This window comes from Candidatus Aquicultor sp., assembly GCF_054640775.1.
This window is the reverse complement of record NZ_JBTSLF010000044.1, coordinates 1-17121: the sequence shown is the minus strand read 5'-3', so window position 1 is coordinate 17121 and position 17121 is coordinate 1. Positions and strand designations below refer to the sequence as shown.

Sequence of the window (17121 nt, the reverse complement as noted above, 5' to 3'; positions counted from 1 at the left end):
TTCGCGCCCTTCAAGCGCATCGAATGTCGCTTTCACTTTTTGGCCGATTGAGACCTTTGCGATATCTATCTCTTCGACCTGAGCCTCGATGGTCATGCGCGCAGTGTTGCCGATGACCATAAACGGCTCCGCCGGGGCGCTCTGAGCGCCCACACTCTCACCGACCGCCTTATTTATGGCCAGAACCGCACCGTCTGCAGGCGACCTGAGCGTGGCCTCGTCAACGGCTACAGATGCGACTTTAATCGCCGCGCTCGCTTGATTTGCCAACGCACGGGCCGACGCTATTTCGTTGCTGTTTGCAGGATCAAGCGCTATGTTTAGCTGCGCTTCAGTAGCTCGTAGCTGGGATTTTGCGCTGTTTAACTGAGCTTCTTTTGCAAGAAGCTGATCCTGGGGCACACGACCTGCGTCATTCTCGCTTTTGGCGTAACCGTATGCAGCCTGAGCGGCGGTTTTGGCGTTTTCCACGGCAACCCGCTTGCTCTCGACTTCAACATCGGATGGACCGTCCTTGAGCGAGTTAAGCTTAGCGACCGCAGCGGTATAACCCGCCTTGGCCTGTGTTACCTGGTATGAAAGCTTACGCGAATCGAGCCGTGCAAGCTTCTGGCCCTTTGTAACTGATTGGCCATCCTTAACATAGATAGCAGCCACGGTCCCACCGCTAATAAAATTTAGCTCCGTAGCCGAATCGACAACCGCATGCCCATCGGCGGACGTTGATATCTGGATATCGCCCCGCGCCACTGCCGTCGACTGACTTGTTCCCGTATCTGTACCACGACCGGCGGAAACAAATCCAAACCCGGCTATGGCAAGCGCAATGTCGAACGCGACACAATTCTGCGCTTTCCGCGTGAGACATAGCAGTAGTGGCAGGCAAGATTGCACGCGCGAGTCACTTTAAAAACGACGTGGTGGACCATGCAAGCACCCATGTCCTTTCTGCCCGGCGAGTTCATCCGCCGTGCGCCGTTGGAGCCGGCAATGGGGTCAGGGAAGACGAACGCGAACATCTCTTGCCGGCTCGCGTTCGGCTTCCCTGGTTCCCGTCGATGACGAGGCGACTCCAACTCCATGAAGGCGGACGCCCGCCCTTGCCTTCAACTCATGCGTTCGCTAGCAAACTGCTAGCATTCTGTTACTCAGGAATCCGGGAAATGCGCTCCATGCTCGCCCCAAATGACGATGATGATAATCCCTCGCCTGATATCAGCACTACGCAAGCTAGTGCTCACGCGACTGGCGATGAGATCCGCAATCTCTACTGCCCGGCCAGTAAGACGCTCGCGCGCGAGCTTGGCCTGGGGAGAATTACTCCTGGCGTCATCGCCCAGGAACGCGGCGATAGCCTCCCTAAAACATGCTGCAATGTACTCGCTGCGAAGAATCGGCGACCGGTCCTTTTGAAACCACTTGTCAAGTTCTTTTTCCATGCGCTTCTCTATCTGGTTATACCAGATGCGCACAGCCTCATATCGCTCTTCATCGGTTCCAAAATCTGGCCACCTGGCAAGCAACGACTGTGTGTGAGTCATGTGTCCGCGTGCAAACGCTATAATCGGCCGCATGATTTCATCCGCTTCCCTTGCCGACACGAGCCGCTCTGCGTACCTTTCTCTCAAGTACTCTTCAATGGTTTCTGCCATACTGCCCTCCTTGCTCTTAGGGGGAATTTTGACATGACGACTTTGATAATTCTCTTACAATCCTTTTAGCAAACTCTGCAAATCACGCAAAGACCGCTTGGGCATCCTTCACTAGTGGGATAGGGGGACGCCAGATTGTGTGAAAACCCCTTCACTTTACTGCTTTTTAAGCTAGTCATTTGTGCAATATTACCAGGTAAACCAGCCCAAATAGAGCATTGTTATTGGTTACCCAAAAACTTCTACGCATAGTTTAAGCCCCTTTGGTTATGGCGACCAAAGGGGCTTATTGCTTACTTATATCTGTTTCTATAGGTTAGCTTGTAGTGCCTTTCCAGTCTTTCTTTTCGCTCGAGATACTCTCTTTTATCAGCCAAGTACATCAGTTCTTGCTGCAGCTTAAGATAGCTTTCGTATCTTTTTATGTCGATACTTCCTTCATCGAGAGCCCTTTTTACCGCACAACCAGGCTCGTTTTCGTGGCGGCAATCAGCAAAGCGACACTCATCAGCAAGTTTCTCTATGTCTTTGAAAGCACTATGCAGTGCTTCTTCTGAACCCCAGAGTTGCAGCTCTCGAAGCCCTGGCGTATCGATAACAATGCCACCGCTTGGTAAAACAATCAACTTGCGAAATGTTGTAGTGTGCCTACCTTTATCATCACTGTGTCGCACCTCATTTACGCTCTGAATGTCGCTACCAAGCAAAGCGTTAATAAGCGTGGACTTGCCAGTACCGGACGAGCCCAGAAATGCAACAGTTCTGCCCTTGGATAAATTGGCCGATAGCTCTTCTAAACCTTTTCCAGTAACGGCACTGACCACATGGACCGGCACGCCCAAGGCGACGCTCTCTACAAGGTCAACCGTTTGAGCGATGTCGTCACATAGATCTACTTTATTAAGCACAATAACAGGATTTGCACCGCTTTCCCAGGCAAGCGTAAGGTACCGCTCGATTCTTCTCAGGTTAAAGTCGTTATCAAGACCATTAACCAGGAAAATGGTGTTAATATTGGCAGCAATAACCTGCTCTTCGGTAGTTTGGCCGGCAATCTTGCGGGTAAACTTGCTCAGCCTGGACAGAATCGCATGAATTGTGGCGGTTCCTTCAGCTGGCCTCGCGCTTATTGCGACCCAATCGCCAACAGCGGGCAACTCACCGCGATTCTTACTATCGTGAAGTAACTTGCCAGACACCTTTGCCAATAATTCGCCACATTCGGTTAAGACGTGGTAGAGATGCTTATGCTCCTCAGATATTCGCCCGGCAGAGTAGCCGCGCTTAAGAAAGGGTTTGAAACTCTCCTCAAAAAAAGAGTTCCACCCTAATAGGTTTAAATCCACTTGGATTCCTCCTTGACAGTTTAATTGAGAGTCGCAGAAGAAACCCGTGATAACTTTGTCTTACCGAGGGATTCTGCGACTATGTGCGCTTTAGAGTTGTTCTTGAAACCCCAGCCGATGTCATACACTTCACTCCTTATGGTAGTGCGTCCTACATAATTATATCATGCGTTACCAAGACGCAGGATATCAAGCGCTTAGTCACAGTGCTTATCAATAAGGAGGGCTGACTTTTAGTCAAGGCAGTGGGCATACATGCGATTATGGCTTTGCAAAGCCATAAACTACCATTTTCATCCCCGGGTTGGATTCGAACTAATGATTCAATTACCTGACCAACAACAAAGCCCCCTTCTAGAAGGGGGCTTTTCTTTTATATCAACGTGAACCGACCTATTCGTTATCCGTTACGCCATCTTCGTGAGCTCGCGCTCGGTTTGGCGCAGGTATTCCTCGAGCACGGCTCTTCTTGGCCCGGGTTTACAGGCAGCAATGGCCTTTTTCAGGTGCGGTTCAGCTTCACGGCGTTTGCCTTTTTCCATGAAGGCGAGGCCGAGGGCATAATCTAGGTTCGGATGCCTTTGAGTATACCCTGAGGCGTTTTTAAGATATGCGAGCGCCTGGTCGGTATGCTCGCGAATCAACTTGCGGGCGACCTGTAAATGGGGATACTCGAGAACGAGGCGGAGCGCCTGGTCGATGCGACCGCTCTTCTGGTATGCGGCGATCGCCGCCTGTACCGGTTCGTCCGGATGATAGTTCTGAGAGAGGTACCAGGTTACGATCTCGTCCGCGGGCTTGGCCGAGAGGTTTTTGCTAAAGAGCCTGTTGTACGTCACAATATTAGGTTGCAGACCGTCTTTGCGCATCTCATCCAGCCACACCTTAGCGGTATCGTAGTCGGGTGCGGCAAGCATAAGTGTGTTATAGGTTACGACATCCGGCTTGATGTGGTCCTGCCGCATCGTCGCAAGCAGCGATTGGACTGTGGGATAATCAGGCGCCTTAAGAACGAGGGCGTTGTAAGTGATGGTGTTCGGCATAATACCTTCGCGCTTCATCTCATCCAACAAAGCGGTGCCCGTCCCAAAATCGGCCTTAGCGATAAGCGTGCTGTAGGTAACCACGCTTGGTTTCACGTTTTCTTTTTTCATTACCTCCAGCCAGGATTTGCCGGTATCGTAATCCGGGGCTTTCGAGATAAGTGTGTTATAGGTAACGGTGTTTGGCTCGATCCCTTTATTGCGCATCGTCGCAAGCCAGGATTCTGCGATGCTATAGTAAGGAGCTTTTGAGATAAGGGCGCTGTACGTTGCGACATTTGGCTGTACGCCCTCATCCCGCATTGTCGCAAGGAAATCGAACATGTCATTCATAATCTCTCTGACCAGAGTTTTTGCCGATTGCAGCTGTGGAAACTCGAGCGCTAGGCGCAAGGCCTGGTTAACATGGCCGGTCTTACGATACGAGGTAATGGCGACCTGGATTGGCTCTTCCGGGTGATATTCCTGAGCGAGGTACCATCCCAGCAACTCATCCGCGCTCGTGCCGGAGAGGTCTTTGCCGAAGAGACCGCTGTAGCTTTCAATGTCGGGCGCGATTCCATCAGCCCTCATCGCTTCCAGCCAAGTCTTGGCCGTACCAAAGTCGATTGATTTTGAAATAAGTGCGTTATATGTAATAAGGTCGGGCCGGATATCTTTCTTACGCATCGTATCCACCCAGCTCTTGGCCGCATTGTAGTTTGGAGCTTTTGAAATGAGCGTATTGTAGCTCGCCACATCCGCCGGGCCTTCTTCGCGGATAGTCTCGAGATATGCGAACACGTCGTCCATGATCTCTCTGATGAGTTTCTTGGCTACCACGAGGTGCGGGTACTCGAGCGCGACAAGAAGCGCCTGGTCGACACGGCCGACTTTGCGATACGTGGAGATGACGGTCTGAATCGGCTCTTCAGAGACAATGCCCTGCGCTTGATAGAGCGCGAGTACATCTTCAGCAGACTTGCCCGACAGGTTCTTGCTGAACAGCCTGCTAAAGCTATCCACATTCGGCGCAACGCCGTCTTTTCGCATCGCCTCAAGCAACAACAGCGCTTTATCGTAATCGGGCGATTTTGAGATGAGCGCGTTATAGGTGATCACATTCGGTTTTATACCTTCTTTAAGCAGCGCCTCGAGCAACGCCTTGACCGTAGTGTAGTCGGGGGCTTTTGCAATGAGGCGGTTATAGGTGGCGAGATTGGATTGGATGCTGTCCTCAAGGATTGCCTCCAACCAGTAGCTGGCCGTACCGTAATTCGGAGCTTTAGCGATGAGAGCGTTGTAAGTAATGATATTCGGTTGAATGCCCTCATCAAGCAATTTCTTAAACCAAAAACCCGCCGTATCGTGATCGGGAGATTTGGTGATCAACGTGTTATATATCACAACACCCGGCTGGATGTTCTCGGCGAGCATCCTCTCGAACCAGGGTTGAATCGTATCGAAATCGGGGGCTTTCGGGATAATCCCGTTATATGTGGCAAGGTCGGGCTTGATTCCCTCTTTCTGCATTGCCTCAAAGAGGGACACCGCCGTATCAAAATCGGCTTTAGAGATAAGCGCATTGTAGGTAGCGCAATTCGGCTTGATACCCTCTTTCTGCACCGCGTCCAACAGGGACCTGCCTTCGCCGAAATCAGCTTTGGCGATAAGCGCGTTGTAGGTGGCCAAATCGGGGGTCAGCCCCGCAACCTGAATACTGGGCAGCACTTTAACCGCGCTCGCATAATCGAGAAGGCTTGCGATAAGGCGATTCCAGCCCGGCATTTCCGCGACAACTGCACCCTTGGCCTCATCAACCAGGCGCTCTGCAACACGCTGAGCTACCCTGGCGGCCTCATCCATCTTGCCGGTGGCCCCAAACGTGTAGACGAAATTCTCCGGCGCATGCGATTCGGCGGCCTGTTCGACCTTGATAGCGCCAAGCGTATAGGCAACAAAACCCTCTTCTAGCTGCTTAGTCCTTTCCGAAAGAGTACGGCTTTGGATATCGGCCGGCGTACTCTCAAAGACATCGAGCACCTGATGCCGGGACGGGTCGTCCAAGAGAACCTCATTGGGGTGGCAGTATGCGGATGCGCTAAGCGCCCTTCGTGCGCTATCCCCAACCCAATCCTTACGCCCGTCGGGTAGCTCGATAAACCTATCGCGACCCGAGCAGATTGAGAGGCGAAGCGACGGCACATTTTCAACGGCAATACCGGTCGCCTGCGCCGTGTGCGGCTGGAAACTCTCCGCCATAATCGTCGCAAGACAACTAAAAACCGCCAGGTTCTGTGCCTTATCGGTCATGAGCAGCCAAACATCACCGTTGAACTTCAATAAGACATCGGTGAGCCCAAGTCCTTCGGAGTGGGATTTGATTTGCTCTGCAAGCAGTACGTTAAAACGGTCGTGCCGGGATTTTGATGCTTCTCGGTCGGAGCTGTTTGATTCGACCATACCCATGGAGAGACAATAAACGAGACGTGCTTTTTTGTAAGGCTCCATCTGAACTTCCTTTCTTTCTGCGACAATTAGGTTAGACGTGCTATAACTTTCTGCAACTTATTTGGGCGTGACTATCCAACATATTACCATAACCTTAGTAGGCGCCCAAGACATGACAGAGGCGAGAAATCGAGGGGCAAGGGGGCAACTGGTTCCTAAAATATGTCTAAAAAAGCAGTTAGATTATCCCTTTTTCTTTCGTGAACCGGGCCCCGGCGTCACGAGAATTTACCTAAAATTTTTTTCTAGATTTTTTCCAATCCCTGTCTTCCCCGAGAACTTGGTAAGCTACCGCTAAAGTATATAGTTTCACACAAACCAGGGTTTAAAGAATCTGTTTCCAGTCCGATAACTTCCTATATACGGTTTTTGCATCTAAAGGCCTTATTAAGGCAGAAAACAATGAGTGCTTGGGGTGCCTAGATGTCAATTATGGAAGCAGCATCAATAACACGAAAATCAGCTATATCTTATATTGTTAAGACAGCCATAGTGCTTGCCGCTTTGTTGTGGCTCGTTTTTGCCTCTACACCTATTGCAAATGCCGGGGTCAATGAGTGGGTCAGCAACGGTCCCGGTGGCGCGATAGTGAATGCGCTTGTAATTTCCCCTGGATATGCAACGGATAAAACCCTGTTCGCGGGCACTAACGGCTCGGGTGTCTATAAATCGACCGATGGGGGGCAAAGCTGGTCGTCGAGCGGACTCCCCGGATATATCCTGTCGCTGGCCATCTCCCCTAATTATGCGACCGACCACATCGTATATGCCGGAATATACGGCGGCGTCTGCAAGTCCACCGATGGGGGGCAAAGCTGGTCGACAAGCGGGCTTACAGGAAACGATGTAGGCTCTATCGCGCTCTCGCCCGGGTATACCACGGACCATACGCTTTTTGCCGGCACCTACGGTCACGGTATCTATAAATCAACCGATGAGGGGCAAAACTGGAGCGCATGCGGGCTTTCGAACATGTACGTAAGCGCAATCGCGCTCTCGCCCGACTTTAGCGCGGATACCGTCGTGTTCGCCGGAACAAGTGATGGCAATGGAATCTATAGATCGGTTAACGGCGCTCAAGATTGGGATCAGGTAAACAGCGGGTTGTCGAACCCATATATAAAATCAGTGGCGGTGTCCCCCGACTATACATCAGACCATACCATTTTTACCGATGGCTTTAAGTCAACGGATTCCGGGCAAAACTGGGCGCAAATTGGCCCTTTGGGTATCGATATCTTCTCCATCGCCATGTCGCCGGTATACGCTTCAGACCATACGGTATTTGCCGGTAGTTACGACCATGGTGTCTATAAGTCAACCGACGAGGGGCAAAACTGGACGCAGATCGACAGCGGCCTCGAGAATGCGGATATCCCGTCTCTTGCAGTCTCATCCAACTTCACGCAAGATAGCCTTGTGTTCGCCGGGACGTGGGGAAGCGGTGTATACAGTTGTCCCACGCTCGTCGATGCCGTCACACCGATCATAACCGTCACCGATCCGGCAAATAATGCGACCGTGGTACCCGCAGGAAAAACCATCTCGGTCACATTTAGCGAAAACGTACAAACCGGTATGGCCTATAACATCATCACGGTCAGGGATGCAAGCAACAATCTCGTGTCGCTCAACAAAAGCATCAGCGGCAGAATCCTTACGCTTGACCCTGTAAGCGACCTCGCGTATGGGGGCTCTTATACGGTAATCGTCCCCGCGGGTGCGGTAAAGGATACCGCCAATAACTCGCTTGCAGCCCAATACACGTTCGGCTTTACCGTGATGGACAATACCGCACCGACGGTAACCGGCACAAACCCGTTGAACAGCGCAACCGCTGTCGCACGGGATGCCATAATCACCGTTACGTTTAGCGAAAATGTACAGACCAGTTCGGCCTACGAAAGTATTACGGTAAAAGATTCCAAGAATGCCGCGCTGCCTTTTATTAAAAACATTAGCGGCAACGTACTCACGCTCGACCCGACGACCGATACCGCCTCGGGGATGCTCTACACGGTAACTATCCCGGCGGGCGCGGTGAATGATATGTCGAATAACCCGCTGGCCGCACAATATACCTTTAGCTTTACTTCACTGGCGGACCTGGTGTCTCCCACGGTTTCAAGCACTGCCCCCACGAACAACGCGACTGGTATCGCCAAAGAGACATCCTTGGCGATCACGTTTAGCGAAGCTGTTCAGCAAGGCACGGCATATAACAGTATTGCGGTAAAGGACGCAAAAAATGCGGTCGTCAGTTTGACTAAGAACATCAGCGGCAAAGTGCTTACACTTGACCCGGCGGCGGATTTGGCCTATTCAAGCGTTTATACGGTAACGATACCGGCGGCGGCGGTCAAGGATATAGCGAGCAACAACCTTGCCACCCAATACACGTTTAGCTTCTCAACTCAGGAAGATACGGTGCCCCCGGCCGTGCCGCAGGGCCTAAAGTCCACATCGACCTCGGATACTGCCCAGTTGTCATGGACCGCGAATAAAGAGACCGACCTTGCGGGCTACAATGTTTACAGAAAGATAAAGGGCGGCCTTACACCGGCAAAGCTCAACTCTACCACGTTAACAGCGACCCAGTACCAGGACAAAACGGTCGAGGTTAGCAAAACCTACGTCTATTATGTAACTGCAATAGATAAACTAAGCAATGAGAGCACGGGCTCGACCCAAGTAGAGGTCACGATCACTGGCAAAACCACGCCAGGAACCTCAGGATTCTCGGACGTGCCGGCGGACGCCTGGTACAAGGAATCCGTCTCGAAGCTCGTGACGCAGGGAATCGCCGGCGGATACCCAGGCGGCTTGTTTAGGCCGAACCAGACCGTATCCAGGGCAGAGTTCTCAAAAATGATCTGCCTTGCCATGGGCTGGGAACTCGAAGCGCCGGACACGTCATCCTTTAAGGATGTGTCCGCAGATAACTGGGCATACAGATACATCGAAACCGCGAAAACCCACGGGGTGATAGCAGGATACGAGGATGGCGGATTCAAACCCGGGAAGAACATAACGCGGGCAGAGATCGCAAAAATCGTAGCGCGCACGCTAGGTCTTTCTTCCGCCAGCAGTACGCTCAAAGACATTTCATCATCATGGGCAAAGGACTATATAGGCGCCTGCGCAAAAACGGGCATCATCTCGGGGTACTCCGATAGCACGTTCAAGCCCAATAACAGCGCAACCAGAGCGGAAGCCGCCAAAATGATGGTCGGGGTACTCAATAATAAGAAGTAATACGAGACGGGATGAAAGACGTAAAAAAGGAGGCCGAAGCCTCCTTCTCGCATTTTATGCTACCTCATATCAGCTTATAACAAGCCCAGTAAGTGGATAACAGCCAATACAATCGCGATAACTACCAGGATGTAAAGAATGTTTGCAATAGCTGGCGTTAAGGCAAATACACCTAGTAACTGTAACAGGGCCAAGATAACTAAGACTACGAGTATAGCATAGACGATGTTCCAGAACGCGCTGCCTGCTCTCATTGCCATCTTCCACACCCCCTTACATAGATTTTTTTACCCACGATTTCGCGAACTCAACCGATTTAAGAGGAAAGGTGTGCGTGAAGAGCTAAAATCCCCGGTCATTTTCCCGATTTATTATGTTGTGGCTAAAAATATGTTATAGTTACAAGGTTGTAAATTATTTGCAAAATATCGGTTGCTACCAGGAAAAAGAGGTTTTTGAACGTATGCCTAACCAGTTGAGAAGAAAAGACATAAGAAACATCGCAATCATCGCGCATGTCGATCACGGCAAGACGACGCTTGTCGATGCGATGCTTAAACAGACGGGCGTTTTCAGGCAAAACGAGGAGGTTGCCGATCGCGTTATGGACTCGAACGATCTCGAGCGCGAGCGCGGTATCACCATCTTCTCAAAAAACGCCTCCGTCACATATAAAGACATTAAGATAAACATCGTCGACACGCCCGGGCACAGCGACTTCGGTTCGGAAGTCGAGCGCATCCTGCAGACGGTCGACGGAGTATTATTGCTGGTGGATGCCTTTGAAGGCCCGATGCCGCAAACCAAGTTCGTGCTAAGAAAAGCGCTTGATCTGCACCTTAAACCGATTCTGGTAATCAACAAGGTCGACAGGCCCGATGCCAGGTCGCATGAGGTCGTCGATGAGACATTCGATCTGTTCTGCGAGCTGAACGCAACCGATGAGCAGCTGGATTTTGCCGTTGTTTATTGCTCGGCCAAGGATGGTATGGCCTGGTATGAGATAGATGAAGAGAGCGACAGTCTAAAGCCGCTGTTTGAGACGATCATCCGCCGGGTTCTGCCCCCGATGGCCGATCAAGATAAGCCGCTGCAGATGCTGATTACCATGCTTGATTACGACAACTATATCGGCAGTCTGGGACTTGGGCGAATCGTGCACGGCACGATGAGCGTTGGAGATCAAGTCTACATGATGAGGCGCGACGGTACCAAGCATGCAGAGAAAATCTCCAACTTGTTTACTTACAGCGGGATGAAACGCGTCCCTACCGACACAGCCAGCGCGGGCGATATCGTGTGCGTTGCCGGAATCGACGATATCAACGTCGGCGAGACCATCGCTTCTTTCGAATCACCTGAGGCGTTGCCTTTCGTAAATATCGACGAGCCGACCATATCGGTTATGGTTGGTCCAAATACCAGCCCATTCATCGGAAAAGACGGCGGTAAGTTCTTAACGAGCCGCCATATACGCGAGCGTCTTTTGCGGGAAGCCAGGGTAAACGTCGGGCTTCGCGTTGAGGAAATCGATAACGAGGATATGCTGAAAGTCTCAGGCCGCGGCGAGTTGCACCTCTCTATCCTGGTCGAAACCATGCGCCGCGAGGGTTATGAACTCGAGGTATCGAAACCTAAGGTTATCTTTAAAGAAGTAGACGGCAAGCTTCTCGAGCCGATAGAATACCTGGTTATCGATGTAGATAAGGACTTCCATGGGTATGTCATCGAGGAGATGGGCAAACGCAAGGCCGAGATGAAAAACTTTGAGGAGACCGATTCGGGCAGCGTGCGTATGGAGTTCGTTATCCCCTCCCGCTCGCTCATCGGATTTAGAAGCGATTTTCTAACCATGACGCGCGGCACCGGCACCCTTTATAGCAACTTCTACGAGTACGAATACTTCAAGGGCGAAATACCGACGCGCGATAAGGGCGTGCTGATTTGCCATGAAGGCGGTAAAGCGGTAAAGTATTCGCTCAACGGCCTCCAGGAGCGCGGTCAACTCTTTATCCCGCCAAACATCGATGTCTACGAGGGCATGATTATTGGTGAGAATAACAAAGGCGTCGATCTGACGGTCAATGCCGTCAAAGAGAAGAAGCTTACCAACATGCGCTCTTCGGGCGCCGATGACGCGTTGAGGCTTACCCCTCACAAGGAACTGACGCTTGAGCAAGCGCTGGAATACATCGAGGACGACGAGCTGGTCGAGGTCACGCCAAAAGCGATTCGTATCCGCAAGAAACTCTTGGATGAAAATGCGCGCAAGAAAGCTAGGAAGTAAGGAACACCCCTTTCCCGTCTTACTACTAACGCTGGAAGATAGCTTTATTGTTCTTATCGAAGATGGTGACGGTTTCGATGCCCGCATTGGAGTCCTTAGTTTTTTCATGCGGGACGATAAGGCCTTTGTGCCCGTTTAGCGGCTCGGTCAAGGTGTTGCCGCTTGTAAATCGCACGGTCACTTTAGAGGCCGTTTTCAACAGCCCCGCGTTGTTGATGATTATCGTTGCGAAATCGATTCCATCGTCTATGGAAACAAGCGTTTTGCGTGGGTCGCCGCTCTGCTTGAACCGTGTTTTACGTAATGTGCCATTTTCGTCAAACGCCAGCGCGTAATTCCCCTGCTCGTTGTTATCTTCGTAGAGAACTATGGTCGCTGCCTTAAAATCTTTGACCGCAAGCGCGTTGACGTCATTATCCTGAATGAATTTCCGGGTCTCGGATTTGGTAAGCGGCCTGAAAGTGTGCTGCGCCGACGTTTCAGAACACCCCGTGCCTGAAATAACGACTATAATAACGCCGACTATGATCGCTAGCAGTGTTGTACGAAGGTTCCTCACCCGGTTGCTCCCCAATAAATAGCTACATATCTATCCAATAGCTGGATTGTAGCAGAATCCTGAAGAAAATGAGAGAGCGCTCAATGTAAACCGTTTACGATGCAGCTTTCGGGTGCTTCGTACCAATAAGGCCCTCTATCAGGTCGAACGCATCATAGATATCGGCAACGGCGATATCTGCCGAGTCTTTTACCTGCTGAAGAGAGCTTTCAAATGTGATTGAGTAACCGGCGATTTGCAGCATCGGGATATCGTTTAGCGCATCACCTACCGCCACGATTTCATCGCTCTTATACCCGATGCTGTTGAGGTACCTCACGAATACCGCTTTATCCAGGCCCCTCGGCATAACATCGACCGCGTCCCAGTGCGGGAGCACATAGAGATCAAAAAGCCTGTGGTCTTTGACGAATTGGACCGCCTGCTGGTACACATCTTCAACCGATAAGCCCGGTTTTACAAACGCGGTAACACCGGTTTGATTCGTTGGGAACCAGATATCATCCCTGAACAGATGCCAGAGGCCGCTTTTAACGTAATCGAGGCTTTTGCGGGCCTCCTCGGAGACGGGGTAGACGATTTCGACTTTCTCCTGAGGGCGGAATATGACCGCGCCGTTTTCCCCTCCAACCAGGGGGTTTGGAATGCCTAAGCCCTCGGCGAGGCCAAAAAGGTACACAGCGCCTTTACCAGACACGAGCGAAACCTGCAGGTCGTATTCGACAAGACCGTGCATCCTCGAGACTACTCCCAGCTCAACCGGCTGTTCGGGGGCTCTAAGCGTACCGTCAACGTCAAAAATGATTACCTTGATCATAGTCCTCCCTGTTATCCTCTGTTATATTTATTCCAAACCACGTAGATTTTAGGCATCGAGCCTTTTCTTGGGTCGGTCAGGATCATGGGTTTAGGGCGCCTTCAGTGCCAAAACGATAGGGGAGGCGACCGTAGCCCCCTCCCCTAGTTTTCCCACAGTAGCCGCGTTAGATTATATCAGTCTGGCCCAATGAAAAACCGTTACGATGATTGCAAAGATCGCTAACAGGTAAATGATATTTGCGAGTACAGGAGTAAGTCCGAACACTCCTACGATTTGAAGCAAGGCCAAGATAATCGCTACAGCAAGCACGACATAGATGATGGTCCACAGTGGAGCTCTCTCCCTCGTTGCCATTATCCCCACCTCCTACACGATATATTTACCCAGGTTTTACCAGGTTTAACCCTTCAGTATCCTTATATCGGGAGGGCCCTCTCTGCCCATGCGACCCCATTTGGGGCTGCCACTTGAAGTGCGTGAGCGCGGATTTTAAACGTGAGCGGTGGCTGTATCCGGCTGACTTCGCCGTCTCTCGCCACATACACGCGATACCCGTCACGCCTCTTCGCTAAACAGTTACAAAGCCGTGCATGCCCATAAGCCTGCGCTTACCCTGCCACGAACCGGAGCTTAACCACCTGGTAGATAATCACCCGTGTAACAGAACAGGCGCTACTCGTAAGCAAGTAATCGAATAATAATGTATTATTATACCTCCTGGTTATTGCGCTTCCTGCTGTTTTATGCCGGGATAGCTGGTTGAACCTCCCTGGTTTTGCTGGTTAAATGGGTATCCTGCATGGTAGTTTTTAGTAAGGTTCGTCTGGTTAGAGTTTTAATAGCTGCTTTGCTAGGGCTGTCGCTTATGGCTCCGGCGGCTCTCGCGACCCAATTGGATGACAAGCGCAGTGAGCTTCAGAACATCCAGACGCAAATCCAGGTCAATAAAGTCCTGCAAGATGCCGTTAAAAAGCACCAGGCTGAGATTCTTAAAAAAATCAAGCTAAACGACCGGCAAATCGTTCAGCTTCAAAAAGACCTGAGCGGTCTGCAGGCCGAATTGACCAGCACCGCCACCAAGAAACAAATAACCGAAGCACAACTCAAACAGGCGCAAAACGAACTCACCGCAGCCCAGACAGAACTCGTTGCAACCCAAGAAAAGCTCGCTAAGAGACGTGAGGCGTTTAATGCGCGGCTGGTTTTAACCTACAAGAACGGCGGCCCGAATGTCATCGCGTTCCTCTTGGGGTCGGAAAACTTTAAAGACCTGGTAGGGCGGGTCAAGCTCGTTACGATCATCACCGAAAACGACGGCAAACTCATGGCCGACATGCAAACGCTCTCGAAACATACTGCGGATAAGATCACTCAGGTAGAAAACGAGCAAAGGACGATTGTCGGCAAGCACCTTGCAATTGTGAACGACGAGAACCGCATTAAAGCAGTTCAGGGTGAAATCATTGCAAAGCGGCAAGCGCTGCAGGTCGAGCAAAGCACCCAGCAATCGCTCCTCGCACAGGCACAGCGGGAGAAAGTCCAGCTTGGAGAGGCCGAGAGCATGCTCCAAGCCTCCTCTGATATGATTGCCGACCAAATCCGGACGATTCAGGTGCAGGAGCTTGAGCAACAGCGCCAGCAAGCGCAAAAACTGGGGCTTCAGAGCAACAATAGCTCCGGCAGAAGCTCCAATTCGGTCTCCTCTGAGCGGTCATCCCCCAAGGGATTTATCTGGCCCGTCCATGCTCGTATAACATCACCGTTCGGTTGGCGTTACCATCCGGTTCTTAAATATTCACGGATGCACACCGGCATAGACCTGGGTGTCGGATCGGGAACGCCCGTGCACGCGGCAAAGAGCGGTAAGGTCATCATTGCTGGATGGATGGGCGGTTATGGAAACGTAGTGGTCATCGATCACGGCGGCGGTATGTCGACGCTTTACGGGCACAATTCCAAGCTAGATGTGAACGTCGGGCAGACTGTAGAGCAAGGACAGGTTATCTCGCACTCCGGCTCAACCGGCCTCTCGACCGGCCCGCACCTGCATTTTGAGATACGGGTGAATGGAAATCCGCAAGACCCGGTAAAGTTCCTGCCATAGAATCTCCTGTTGGGGGCGGTTTTAAAGACCGCTTTTGCTTGCCCTGAGCTCCCGGTCGATTTTGATGTTTCCGACCAGACCCCGTAGGCGAATAACCGGTTGCTTAAATATGTGAAGCCGTCGCACATCGGAATGTCGCTCAAAGTTTACCCGGCCCGGAGTATTTCTCCTGCTGGCGGGATCGACGTCCAGCTCCGTCCCATCCAGAGATATCCTCAACCACGCGTGCGTGCTAAAGTGCTCGTCCTGCCACATGCCGTCGACTTTTGAGCCGGGAAACTTGCACTTATCGGCATACACCAGCCTGGATTCTATCCCAAGCCTGTCGTAGATTTCTTTAAGGGCGAGCGTCGCCTGCAGGCAATAACCCATTCCCCGCTCAAACGCCCGGGATGGGGAGTCCCAGGGGTTAAGGCGCGAGTATCTCATCTTTCGCGCCACGATATTCTGCGCATATCCTATAAGGTCCCACCCCTCAAAGCCGGACTGCTTACATGCGCTGACGGCATCGGTGATGGTGGTGATGCCGTCAAGTGAGACACGTGGTTCCTTCGGAAGCCGGCGTACCATGGGGAGAGTTTCTGCGAACAAACCGGCTGAGGCGATGACGAGCATCCAAACCATCACCGCCAAAACCCTCTTCATCGCCCACCTCTCCCTTCTATTTCTTTTCCTCGATATAAACCTGTTTCATGATATCGCCCACCTGGATACTATTCACAACGTCCATACCCTCTGTTACCTGGCCGAATATGGTATATTTGCCGTCGAGATCGGGCAGGGTGCCCAGGCAGATGTAGAACTGGCTGCCGGCGCTATCGGGATCGTCGGAGCGCGCCATGGCCACGGTGCCCACCACGTGCTGTAAATCATTAAACTCCGCTTTAACCGTGTATCCCGGCCCGCCGGATCCATCGTTATTCGGATCATTGTCTTTGCTTAAGGGGTCGCCGCCTTGAATAACGAATCCCGGCACGACCCTGTGCCATTTAATCCCGTTGTAATACCCTGAGTTTGCCAGCTTTATGAAATTCTGAACTGTGTTCGGCGCTTTGTTCGGATAGAAGCTAAAAACGATCTTGCCCTTATTTGTTTCGATAATCGCATGCGTCTTATCGGTTACCGGAACTGTGCCGGCAACTGTTGTGCTGGTCGATGGCGCATTTGTTGAAGGCGGATCGTTTTGCTGAACCGCTTCCGACGTCGCCGCCCCATTTGAATAATAATCAACTCCGGCGGTTTGCGTGGACGTGTCTTTTGCCTTATTAAAATAGATGAGCGCAACGACAATTACCCCGAAAATAGCAATAAAGATAACAGCTTGTTTAAAATACTTCCCCATTACAACCTCCATAGTGATAAAACCGAATCAACTTTATAAGCATATAACGCTTTACAACAGAACCGCAATAACCTGGGAGTAATTGAACCTCCTCGCTCACGATCTTCAGGCTTCGGTACGATAAAGCTATCCGGACAGAAGCGGAAGAAAGGCGAAACTATATGTAACCGCATTCGCCAACTGCTTCTAAGGCAATATTAGGCTAACGGCGATAGCGTTCTGT

At 51.3% G+C, this 17121-nt stretch carries 13 protein-coding genes; 3 read left to right on the top strand and 10 right to left on the bottom strand.

Translation table 11 applies throughout. From position 1 onward, the window contains the following. The 4 genes from ACYC56_RS05505 to ACYC56_RS05490 all read right to left on the bottom strand — a co-directional run. Positions 1–894: HlyD family secretion protein (locus ACYC56_RS05505; protein ID WP_461373179.1), on the bottom strand; the 894-nt coding region annotated here is incomplete at its 3' end. A gap of 254 nt (positions 895–1148) precedes the next feature. After that, positions 1149–1652, bottom strand: a complete 504-nt coding sequence (locus ACYC56_RS05500) for a hypothetical protein (protein WP_461373178.1) — start codon at positions 1650–1652, stop codon at positions 1149–1151. 293 nt (positions 1653–1945) lie between these two features. Continuing rightward, the gene (gene rsgA, locus ACYC56_RS05495; RefSeq protein WP_461373177.1) at positions 1946–2998 is read right to left on the bottom strand and encodes a ribosome small subunit-dependent GTPase A; all 1053 of its coding nucleotides are present in this window, start codon (positions 2996–2998) and stop codon (positions 1946–1948) included. 407 nt (positions 2999–3405) lie between these two features. Next, complete coding sequence (locus tag ACYC56_RS05490; protein ID WP_461373176.1) at positions 3406–6531, bottom strand: hypothetical protein; 3126 nt, start codon at positions 6529–6531, stop codon at positions 3406–3408. Between the two features lie 423 nt (positions 6532–6954). On the opposite strand from ACYC56_RS05490, the gene ACYC56_RS05485 reads away from it, so the two are divergent. Further along, the gene (locus tag ACYC56_RS05485) at positions 6955–9786 is read left to right on the top strand and encodes an Ig-like domain-containing protein (protein WP_461373175.1); all 2832 of its coding nucleotides are present in this window, start codon (positions 6955–6957) and stop codon (positions 9784–9786) included. Between the two features lie 74 nt (positions 9787–9860). On the opposite strand, the gene ACYC56_RS05480 is transcribed toward ACYC56_RS05485, so the two are convergent. Beyond that, complete coding sequence (locus ACYC56_RS05480) at positions 9861–10046, bottom strand: hypothetical protein (RefSeq protein ID WP_461373174.1); 186 nt, start codon at positions 10044–10046, stop codon at positions 9861–9863. A 203-nt stretch (positions 10047–10249) separates the two neighbouring features. Between ACYC56_RS05480 and typA the strand changes: the two genes are divergently transcribed. Then, positions 10250–12073 carry a translational GTPase TypA gene (gene typA, locus ACYC56_RS05475; protein ID WP_461373173.1) on the top strand — a complete coding sequence of 608 codons (1824 nt, stop codon included), beginning with the start codon at positions 10250–10252 and terminating at the stop codon, positions 12071–12073. A gap of 25 nt (positions 12074–12098) precedes the next feature. On the opposite strand, the gene ACYC56_RS05470 is transcribed toward typA, so the two are convergent. From ACYC56_RS05470 to ACYC56_RS05460, 3 genes are all read right to left on the bottom strand, one after another. After that, positions 12099–12632: a hypothetical protein gene (locus tag ACYC56_RS05470; RefSeq protein ID WP_461373172.1), complete on the bottom strand. Its 534-nt coding sequence runs from the start codon at positions 12630–12632 to the stop codon at positions 12099–12101. A gap of 94 nt (positions 12633–12726) precedes the next feature. Beyond that, positions 12727–13449, bottom strand: a complete 723-nt coding sequence (locus ACYC56_RS05465) for an HAD family hydrolase (RefSeq protein WP_461373171.1) — start codon at positions 13447–13449, stop codon at positions 12727–12729. Positions 13450–13620: 171 nt separating this feature from the next. Next, entirely contained in the window at positions 13621–13806 is a 186-nt protein-coding gene (locus ACYC56_RS05460; RefSeq protein WP_461373170.1) for a hypothetical protein, read from the bottom strand. Between the two features lie 511 nt (positions 13807–14317). Here ACYC56_RS05460 and ACYC56_RS05455 point away from each other — a divergent pair. Then, complete coding sequence (locus tag ACYC56_RS05455) at positions 14318–15556, top strand: murein hydrolase activator EnvC family protein (RefSeq protein WP_461373169.1); 1239 nt, start codon at positions 14318–14320, stop codon at positions 15554–15556. A 21-nt stretch (positions 15557–15577) separates the two neighbouring features. Here ACYC56_RS05455 and ACYC56_RS05450 read toward each other — a convergent pair whose 3' ends face one another. Both ACYC56_RS05450 and ACYC56_RS05445 read right to left on the bottom strand, forming a co-directional pair. Further along, positions 15578–16201: a hypothetical protein gene (locus ACYC56_RS05450; protein ID WP_461373168.1), complete on the bottom strand. Its 624-nt coding sequence runs from the start codon at positions 16199–16201 to the stop codon at positions 15578–15580. Positions 16202–16217: 16 nt separating this feature from the next. Then, complete coding sequence (locus tag ACYC56_RS05445; RefSeq protein WP_461373167.1) at positions 16218–16898, bottom strand: peptidylprolyl isomerase; 681 nt, start codon at positions 16896–16898, stop codon at positions 16218–16220. Positions 16899–17121: the final 223 nt, after the last annotated feature.